We start from the raw sequence: 9,809 nt of genomic DNA on the forward strand, positions 1-9,809 counted from the left end.
AAAGCTTTGGCGAAATAAATGATTTTTTAGTTTGGCAGAATATTACCGGGTATTCGTGGCGCCTGGAAGATTCTTCGGGGATGCAGGCAGGATAAGGATTGGCTTCGGCGGACGACCGGAGGAATTCAAAAAAAGCATCGCAGCCTTCTCCCAGGCCGTCAGAGAAATAACTAAATACTGATTGGGGTTGAAATCTAGACGGATTTTTGTTAACATTACATTTTAGGGTTTAGCATTTAGACGTTAGCAGGGTTTAGAGTTTCAAGGTTTGGGGCTGTAGCTCAGTTGGTAGAGCGGTACGTTCGCATCGTACAGGCAGTGGGTTCGAATCCCATCAGCTCCACCAGACTTTGCCGTAAAAGCATCAATATTATGCGGGCTTCCTCCTTCGTCCGTCTTAGGCGGACTACGGCGAACACGTCGTCTGGCGGGCCATGTTTTAGAATGGAAACCAATTAGAATCGGTTTAAATCCAACATTATTAATATAAGGAGATCGATATGGCAAAGCGGGTCTACAATTTTTCGGCCGGACCGGGAATGCTGCCCGAGGCGGTGTTGAAAAAGGCTGCGGACGAGATGCTGGACCACCAAGGCTCCGGGATGTCCGTGATGGAAATGAGCCATCGCTCCAAGGTCTACCAGTCGATCATCGACGGGGCGGAAAAATCCCTGCGAGAATTGATGAGCATACCGGCAAATTACAAAGTGCTTTTCCTTCAGGGCGGCGCTTCAATGCAGTTTGCCATGGTCCCGCTGAACCTGATGAAAAAATCGAACAAAGCTGATTATGTCAACACCGGGGAATGGGCGACCAAGGCCATTGCCGAAGCCAAGCGATACGGGGACATCAAGGTGGTGGCCAGCTCCGAACCCGAGGTATTCAACCACCTGCCGGCTCTGGACCCCAAGGAATTCCGACCGGACGCGGACTACGTCCACATGACCACCAACAACACCATCTTCGGCACCTCCTGGAAGAGCTTTCCCGACACCAAGGGCGTGCCGTTAGTGGCGGACATGTCCTCGGATATCCTGTCCAAGGTGGTTGACGTCAAACAATTCGCCCTGATCTATGCCGGGGCCCAGAAGAACATGGGGCCGGCCGGGGTGACCGTGGTCATCATCCGGGACGACATGATAGACTTCTCCAAGCCCGAGACCCCCACCATGCTGAAATACAAAACCCAGGTGGACGGCGGCTCGATGTACAACACGCCGCCCTGCTACGGCATTTACATTATCAAGCTGGTGTGCGAGTATCTGCTGGGCCTGGGAGGGGTGGCGGCCATGGAGAAGATCAACAACCAAAAAGCCGCGATGGTGTACGATGCCATTGATAATTCAAAACTGTTCAAGTGCCATGTCCAGAAGAAAGAGGACCGTTCCATCATGAACATTCCCTTCCGGACCGCCTCGGACGACCTGGACAAAAAATTCCTGAAAGAAGCCGAAGCCGAAGGGCTGGTGAGCTTGAGCGGACACCGGAAGACCGGCGGCATGAGGGCCAGCGTCTATAACGCCATGCCCATGGAAGGGGTGGAGAAATTGGTCGCTTTCATCAAGAAATTCGATCAGGCGAATTCATAAAACAAATATCGAATAACGCAGGCCTGAAAAGCGCCGTTGTCCGCCGGAACGCCGTTTGTCAAAACGGCTGTGGACGAGATAGCACTGATCTTCTCCGCCGGGGGCGGCCTTGGTCCGCCGGACGTAAGCAGTTTTAAAACCAATCAGGCGCGAAAACATAAATCATAAAAACATATGTGGAGGATCCCGAGATGAACGAAGCTGTCCAGAAATATGTAGAGAAGGCCAATAAAATTCAGGCCGAGCGCCAACGCTACATCAAGGAAGAGGTTAAAAAGTGGCGGTTTGATACCATAGCCGTCCACGGCACATATTCGGTAAATGAGGCCATCGAGAACAACCAGGGGGCCATCATCGAGCCCATGTTTCTAAGCTCGGCCCAGGCCTACCGCGATTGCGACGAGATGGAAGCGGCCATGACCTACCAGATCCCCAATTGGGCCTACACCCGGATCCACAACCCTTCGCAGGGCTACTTGGAGGATACCCTGGCCTTGCTGGACGGCTACGGGTCGGGTTGCGAGACCAGCTGCTTCGTGACGGCCTCGGGCATGGCGGCCATCTCGGCGGCCATCCACCCGCTGTTGGCGCACAAGAACGGCGAGGCCGTCAATTTCGTGGCCTGTGCCCAGGTCTACGGCGGCACCTTCCAGCTGTTCAATGTCCGCCGAATGCAGGAGCAGGGCATTGAATGCCGCTGGGTGGGAGACCCCAACAATCTGGACGAATGGAAGTCAAAGATTGACAAGAACACCCGGTTTCTGTACGGCGAGTTGCCGTCCAACCCCGGGCTGTCGTTCTTCGATCTCAAGAAGGTCTGCGCCCTGGCCCACGAACACGGCCTGCCCTTCATCGCCGACTCCACCGTGGCCACGTCGGCCCTGCTGCGGCCGATCGAGCACGGCGCCGACATCGTGGTGCACTCGGTGACCAAGACCATGACCTCGGGCGGCCTGACCATCGCCGGGGCGGTAATCGCCCGCAAGAACATCGTCTGCAACCTTCCCAACGACGCCATGAAGGCCGACTTCGCCCGCTACTGCCTGCTGTGGCCCAACCGCGATTCCGGCGGCTCGCTGTCCCCGCTGCACGCCATCCTGGCCCTCAACGAGATTCGCACCCTGCGCACCCGGATCGACACACTGTCCCAGAGTTCGATGAAGGTGGCCAAATTTCTGGAGCAGCACCCCAAGGTGGCCAAGGTTAACTACCTGGGTCTGGAGAGCCACAAGCTGCATGGGCTGGCGAAGAAATACCTGTGGCTGGTCGACGCCAAATACGACGCCCAGTACGGTAAGGACGTCAACCGCTACGGCCACCTGCTGTCGTTCATTCCCAAGGGCGGCGTGCCGGCCGCGCGGCTGGCGCTGGACGGCCTGAAGCGGATCTGGCGGGCCACCGACCTGGGACGCATAAAATCCATCGCCACCATTCCGGCCATCTCTACCCACCAGCAGATGGGCGAGGAATCGCGCTCCCTGGCGGCCATCCCCGGCGACCTGATCCGGCTGTCGGTGGGCGGCGAGCACCCCGACGACATCATCAATGATCTGGACCAGGCCCTGGCCCTGGCCAAGGTGAAGTAATCAAACGAATGCGGAATGAATCTGTTGTTGACGGGGCATCCCGCGTTTGTAAATAATCCACTCTATTACCGGCTGTTTTGAATAGCACAATGCAACAATTTGCACCTGATAGGAACATCGAGCAGCGGATTTATTACTCAGAACGTATACCCTTCACCGGCCTAAATATCGGTCATATTCAGGGCAAGCTCTGTGGTGAGTGACTTGTACTGAGCTTGCCGAAGTAGCCGAACCAATAGTAGACTTTTCCCCCACCAAAACACCCCGCTACATCGGGGCAAGCTGCGAAATCCGCTAATTATATTGGATTGAAAGAAACAGGAATGTCTACTAATAGACGCTCCTATTAATAACAGCGGTGGTTTTTAGCGTTTTTCGCGCGGGCAAAGGATGTTTTTCAGCGGTAACTAAATACTGATATGACAGACAAAATCACCATACCCGATATCCTGGAAGGCGATCTGGAGTTTGACAGCTCGGTCCGGCCCCAAACTTTTAGCGATTTCGTGGGCCAGGACAAGATAAAGAGCAACCTCAAGGTCTTCATCCAGGCGGCCCAGGGGCGGGGCGAGGCCATAGACCATATGCTGTTCTGCGGGCCGCCGGGCCTGGGCAAGACCACTTTGGCCCAGATCATCGCCAACGAGATGGGGGTCCAGATCAAGGCCACCACCGGCCCGGTGCTGGAGCGGCCGGCCGACCTGGCCGGGATTCTGACCAATCTTCAGGAACACGACGTGCTGTTCATAGATGAGATCCACCGCATCAACCGGATGGTGGAGGAATACATTTATCCGGCCATGGAGGACTACTGCCTGGACATCATGATAGACAAGGGCCCCAGCGCCCGTTCGGTGCGGCTCAATTTACCCAAGTTCACCCTGATCGGGGCCACCACCCGGGCCGGTCTGCTGACCGCGCCGATGCGGACCCGCTTTGGGATGATCAACCGGCTGGATTACTATACCCACGCCAATCTGGAGCAGATCATCACCCGTTCGGCCCAGATATTGAAAGTTGACATCACCGAAAAGGGCGCCAAGGAGATCGCCAAACGTTCCAGAGGAACTCCCAGAGTAGCCAACCGCCTGCTGCGCAGGGTGCGGGACTTTGCCCAGGTGGAATCCGACGGAAAGATCACCGACCAGGTGGCCGACTCGGCCCTGCTGCGGTTAGAAGTAGACGCCTTGGGCCTGGACGACATGGACAAGAGGATACTGGAGGCCATCATCAAAAAATTCAACGGCGGGCCGGTGGGCTTGAATACTTTGGCGGTGGCGGTCAGCGAGGAGGCCGATACCTTGGAAGAAGTGTATGAGCCGTATCTGATCCAGGAGGGTTTCTTGAAGCGCACACCGCGGGGGCGGGAGGCCACGGATCTGGCCTATAGGCATTTGGGGCTGAGTTCGGGGAATAAGCAGACGGCGATGCTTTAGGTGGTTGATTTAAACCGGATTAAAACCTTCTGCGGCACTTCGCCCAACGCCGTTAAAACCCAAATCTGGGCAGTGCTCATCATGTATCTCCTGGTTGCCATTGTCAAGAAACGGCTCTCAATTCCAGGTGATTTACACATTTTTACAGATTTTAGAAGTCAATCTGTTTGAGAAAAGGCCCATTTTACAGGTGTTTCAAGATGCTACCAAACAAGATCCGGCGGGTCAATACCATAACCAATTGCAGCTCTTCGGTTAATGACCGGACACTACTGGTAGCATACCAGTAGTATCCCAATAGACATAAAAGGGATCGTCAGCCAGTGTTTGACGCTTGATGGAAATCCGGCGGAAACCACATTGGCGAAGGGATTATTGAAAGGTCATCAAGCAACCTTTGGTCAGGCGCCAGAAGAATTTGCCACCGACCGTGGATTCAGTTCGGCGAAAAATGAACGAATGGCCAAACGGCTTGGAGTTAAACATGTATCCATGCCGGCCCGAGGTAAACCGAGCAAAGAACGAAAAGCGCACCAACGACAATATTGGTTTAAACGGTTACAAAAGTTCCGGACCGGGGCCGAAGGCCGGATCAGCTATTTATCCCGCCTGCGGGCCGTAACTCCTTCGGCGTGCAGGCCCGTTGCTTTGGCTTTGACCGTTGTCGGCTGACCGGGGACAACGGCATGGAGAACTGGACCGGCTGGGGTGTCGTAGCCCACAATTTGAAGAAAACCAGCCAACTAATGAGGGCGATGGGATAAAGAATTAGACGGCAGCATTCATAACAAGCAGAAAGAACAAGATAAACTGCGGGACGAAGTGATTGGATATCTCGGAATAAAAGTTGTGAGAATAGCAAATAAAAACGTATTAGAAAATATTGACGAAGTAATGAAGCGCATCAGTGTGGTTTTGTGAGTTCAAAACGTAAATACATCCGAAAGCATAATCAAGGAAATATATGACCAAACTGCTTAACATCGGCAAAGTAAAGATCGGCGGGAGCGCACCGCTGGCGCTGATCGCCGGGCCCTGTGTGATGGAAGACGAGGCCGTGGTCTTAAAAACGGCCGAAGAGATCAAGAAGATCGCTGACAAGCTGAAGATCGGCCTGATATTCAAGTCCTCCTACAAAAAGGACAACCGCTCCTCGGCCAAGTCATATCAAGGCCCGGGGCTCGAGTATGGTTTAAAATTGTTAGAAAAAGTTAAGAAACAGTTTGATATCCCAGTACTTTCTGACGTGCATTATCCCGAAGAGGTGGCCGCCTGCGCCCAGGTGCTGGATGTGATCCAGATCCCGGCCTATCTCTGCATGCAGACAGAGTTGACATTAAAGGTCGCGAAGACGGGAAAGGTTGTAAATGTTAAAAAGGGTCAGTTTCTGGCCCCGGAGGACGTGGGGCACATCGTCAAGAAGATCGAAGAGACAGGTAACACCAATATACTTTTAACCGAGCGGGGCAGTTGCTTTGGCTACCACAACCTGGTGGTGGACTACAAGGCCCTGCCCATCATGCGCTCTTTGGGCTATCCTGTCGTGTTCGACGTGACCCACACCATCCGCAAGTATGGCAAGCCCTCCAGCGACCCCAAAGGGGGAAGCCCGGAGTTCATCGAACCCCTGGCCCGGGCCGGGGTGGCCTGTGGCTGCGACGCCATATTCATCGAGACCCACCCCAAACCCGGCCAGGCCAAGTGCGACGCGGCCAGCATGCTGGAGCTGTCCAAACTGGAGCGGCTGCTGGGGAGTCTGATGGAACTGGATGCAGTTGCCAGAAAATACTCCTAACCACCAAGACACCAAGGCTCAAAAATAACTATCGGGCTTCCATGTCATTCCCACGAAAGTGGAAATCCAGTGGGAAACCTGTTGGATACCTGCTGGAGTTTACACTGAGTGTAATGAAGTGCAGGTATGACGAACGACAACTCATAACAATCAAATCAAAGGAGTAGGTGATGAAAAAGATCGCTCTGATAACAGTCCTGGCGCTGATCGCAGCAAACGCCTTTGCCCTGCAGGTCATCGAGCACAAGGCGCCAATCACCCAGGCCGTGGTCTACAACGACCGGGTGGAGATCATCCGCAGTTGCAAGAACAGCTACCAGCCGGGCGAATACCAGGTCAAACTGCTGGACCTGCCCTCCTCGCTGGACGACAACTCGGTGCGGACATCAGGCCTTGGACCGGCCGAAGTCAAGATCAACGCAGTGAAGATAGAATCCGTATACTTGGACACCACCAACAACATTAAATACAAGGTGCTGGAGGATTCGGTGGACCAGCTAAAGGAGCAGGTCAAGGTTTACGAAGACCGTTTTTCCTTGTTGCAAAAAGAGGCCGACTATCTGGAGAAGATAAAGAGCGCCAGCACTGCGGTCAGCACCGGGCGGGACGCCGAGAAGCCCAGGGCCCCCACCGTCAGCGAGTGGACAGGGCTTTATATTTTTTACGATGCCCGCTACGAAGCCATCAACAAGGAGATGCGGGGGATAGACAAGAGCAAAAAATCCCTGCAAGCCAAATTGGATGCTCTGCAGAAGCGCTTGAACAAGATAGCCGGTACAGCAAATCTTACAAAAAAGAATGTCACCATAAATTTCCGGGTGCTTCAGGAAGGCGCACTCAATTTGAACCTGAGTTACATGATGATGGGAGCCTCCTGGCATCCCCAGTACGATATCCGGGTCTCGCCGGACGACCAGAAGGTGGAATTTACCTACTATGGCGTGATCTACCAGAATACCGGGGAGGACTGGAAGGACGTCAGGGTTACGCTGTCCACCGCCCAGCCCTCGGTCTCCGGTTCCATGCCCGCGCTGTCGCCCTGGTACCTGGACGTTTACCAGCAGTATTATCAGAAGGGTGCGGCGGCCAAGAGAGCCACGATGAACGTGAGTTACGGGGCCCAGATGAACCAGGCCCCGGCGCCGGCAATGGAACAAATACAGGTTATGGCAGATATAGGCTCAACGACCAAGACTGTTTCACCAATGGGTGTATCAACTTCTGATGTCGAGTTCTCCGGCACTTCCTACGTCTTCGTAACCCCGGGCGAGAACAACATCCCCTCGGACGGCGAGCCGCACAAGATCCCGATCGCCTTTGAGACCCTGGACGCCGAGTTCGAGTACTCGGCCGCTCCGCGGATCAAGCAGTACGCCTATCTTAAGGGCAAGGTCAAGAACACCACCGAGTATCCCTTCATCGCCGGGGACATCAACGTTTTCTTCGGGAACAATTTCGTTGGCGCCTCGTCCATCAATTCCATCATCCCGTCGGAGAAGTTTGACGTCTCGCTGGGCATAGACGAGGGCCTAAAAGTAACCCGGCAGAAGGTAAAGGACCTGACCGAGGGAACAAAGAAGGTCAAGAAAACCTACGGTTACAAGATTATGGTGAAAAATTTGAAGGCAAACAAAGAGACGATCACCGTCAACGAGCAGTACCCGGTCTCCAAGAACGACAAGATCAAAGTCAAATTAGTGTCGCCCAAGTTCGACTCGCCCGAAGCCGAGTTCGGCGTCAAGGAAAAGGCCAACGGGATGATCGAGTGGAAGTTCCAGATAGAGCCCCAGGGCAAGCAGGAGCTGGAGTTGGAGTACATCATAGAGTATCCTTCGGATACCGGCATCCAGGGGCTGTAACCGATCTCGTCACAAAGGCACTACTTCGTTAGTGGTTAATCGTAATTCGTTAATTGTATTTGTGTGTCTTTGTGGTAAAAAAATAATTAACATGACGTGAGAGAAATGGGCGCTAAAAAGCTGATCGCATTGGGCAAAAAGGCCGTCAAGGCCGAGGCCCTGGCCCTAAGCGAGATGGCGGGCCGGATGGGGCCAGAGTTCCCGCAGGCGGTGGAGCTTTTGCTGGCGGCCAAGGGCAAGGTCATCATCACCGGGGTGGGCAAGTCCGGGCTGATCGGCCAGAAGATCGCGGCCACTTTGACCTCCACCGGCACCCCGGCCTTCTTCCTGCATCCCACCGACGCCCTGCACGGCGACCTGGGGCTGGTCTCCAAGGGGGACGTGGCAGTCATCATCAGCAAGAGCGGCGGCACCGACGAACTGTGCGAACTGCTGACCGTGCTCAAAAGGGTGGGGGTCAAGATCATCGCCCTTTTAGGCAAGACCGATTCGGCCTTGGCCGCCCAGTCCGACGTGGTGCTGGACGTCTCGGTCAAAGAGGAAGCCTGCCCCCACGACCTGGTGCCTACCAGCAGCACCACCGCGGCTTTGGCCATGGGCGACGCTTTGGCCGTGGCCCTGCTGGATCAGCGCAATTTCACTCCCGAGGACTTTGCCTGCTTCCACCCCGGCGGCGGGTTGGGCAAAAAACTTTTATTGCGGGTGTCCGACCTAATGCAGAGCGGCAAGGATATCCCCATCGTCAAACAAAGCGCCAGTATGAAGGATGTGATTCTGGAGATGACCGCCAAACGGGGCGTGACCTCGGTGGTGGACGAGAAAGGGAGCATCATCGGGATACTGACCGACGGCGATCTGAAAAGGCTTTTGACCAAATCCCATGATATCTTCGCTCTTAAGGTGGACGAGGTGATGAACAAAAATCCCAAGACGGTGGATCAGGGCCAGCTGGCGGTGAAGGCCGCCAAGATGATGGAGGATTTCCGAGTCACATCTCTGCTGGTAGCCGACAAGGAGAACCGGCCGGTGGGGATCATTCATCTGCACGATATCATGCGGGCGGGGGTGCTTTAATAGGGAATAGATATTTGGGAATAGATTTAAGGGCCGGAGGCAGGGACCAGATAATAGATTTTAGGGTTTGGAGAATAGGGAATAGCGATGATGAAAATAGTTGACAAATCAATCACCAGGGTTGAATTAATTGAGATGGCCAAAGCCATGTTCGGCAACATGGTCAAAGCCGTGGTCGATGTGGAGCAGGGCATCATGGCCGTGGGCGGAGAGCTTCATTCCGACGAAGAGGGGCTATTGCTGCAAAATGGCTCTGTTCAAAAAGATCTATGGGGAATAAACATTTACCCCGGGGCGGAAGGCCCGGATTGGATAGAGTTTGATTCAATGATCAACTTAAGGCCGACTCACAACAATCTAAGCCGGGGGGTTGACGATAAGGGATTGCAGGAAAAAATAATTAAAATCGTGTCAGGCTTGGTGCAATAATGGAATACCAGCATAAGAAACTGGCTGCCGGAAGGTGGTTC

Annotated in this window: 9 protein-coding genes and 1 tRNA gene; all 10 read left to right on the top strand. The window is 54.2% G+C overall.

Features of this window, described 5'->3' with window-relative positions; all coding sequences use genetic code 11:
- Nucleotides 1-270 precede the first annotated feature (270 nt).
- The 10 genes from HY768_09390 (at nt 271) to HY768_09435 (ending at nt 9,768) form a co-directional block, all read left to right on the top strand.
- Nucleotides 271-346 (top strand) — tRNA-Ala (locus HY768_09390).
- A 154-nt stretch (nt 347-500) separates the two neighbouring features.
- Nucleotides 501-1,589 (top strand): 3-phosphoserine/phosphohydroxythreonine transaminase, encoded by a 1,089-nt coding sequence (serC, locus tag HY768_09395; GenBank protein MBI4727412.1) that lies wholly within the window; start codon nt 501-503, stop codon nt 1,587-1,589.
- A 191-nt stretch (nt 1,590-1,780) separates the two neighbouring features.
- Nucleotides 1,781-3,175, top strand: a complete 1,395-nt coding sequence (locus HY768_09400) for an O-acetylhomoserine aminocarboxypropyltransferase/cysteine synthase (GenBank protein MBI4727413.1) — start codon at nt 1,781-1,783, stop codon at nt 3,173-3,175.
- A gap of 419 nt (nt 3,176-3,594) precedes the next feature.
- The gene (ruvB, locus tag HY768_09405; protein ID MBI4727414.1) at nt 3,595-4,611 is read left to right on the top strand and encodes a Holliday junction branch migration DNA helicase RuvB; all 1,017 of its coding nucleotides are present in this window, start codon (nt 3,595-3,597) and stop codon (nt 4,609-4,611) included.
- A 327-nt stretch (nt 4,612-4,938) separates the two neighbouring features.
- Entirely contained in the window at nt 4,939-5,283 is a 345-nt protein-coding gene (locus HY768_09410; GenBank protein MBI4727415.1) for a hypothetical protein, read from the top strand.
- Nucleotides 5,284-5,391: 108 nt separating this feature from the next.
- Nucleotides 5,392-5,532, top strand: a complete 141-nt coding sequence (locus HY768_09415) for a DUF559 domain-containing protein (protein MBI4727416.1) — start codon at nt 5,392-5,394, stop codon at nt 5,530-5,532.
- Between the two features lie 43 nt (nt 5,533-5,575).
- Nucleotides 5,576-6,406: a 3-deoxy-8-phosphooctulonate synthase gene (gene kdsA / locus HY768_09420; GenBank protein ID MBI4727417.1), complete on the top strand. Its 831-nt coding sequence runs from the start codon at nt 5,576-5,578 to the stop codon at nt 6,404-6,406.
- A 170-nt stretch (nt 6,407-6,576) separates the two neighbouring features.
- Nucleotides 6,577-8,265 (top strand): mucoidy inhibitor MuiA family protein, encoded by a 1,689-nt coding sequence (locus tag HY768_09425; protein ID MBI4727418.1) that lies wholly within the window; start codon nt 6,577-6,579, stop codon nt 8,263-8,265.
- 105 nt (nt 8,266-8,370) lie between these two features.
- A complete protein-coding gene (locus tag HY768_09430) occupies nt 8,371-9,339 on the top strand; it encodes a KpsF/GutQ family sugar-phosphate isomerase (GenBank protein ID MBI4727419.1) in 969 nt (322 codons plus the stop codon).
- A gap of 90 nt (nt 9,340-9,429) precedes the next feature.
- Nucleotides 9,430-9,768 carry a hypothetical protein gene (locus HY768_09435; protein MBI4727420.1) on the top strand — a complete coding sequence of 113 codons (339 nt, stop codon included), beginning with the start codon at nt 9,430-9,432 and terminating at the stop codon, nt 9,766-9,768.
- Nucleotides 9,769-9,809 lie beyond the last annotated feature (41 nt).

It is taken from the genome of candidate division TA06 bacterium (assembly GCA_016208585.1).
GTDB lineage: Bacteria > Edwardsbacteria > AC1 > AC1 > EtOH8 > UBA5202.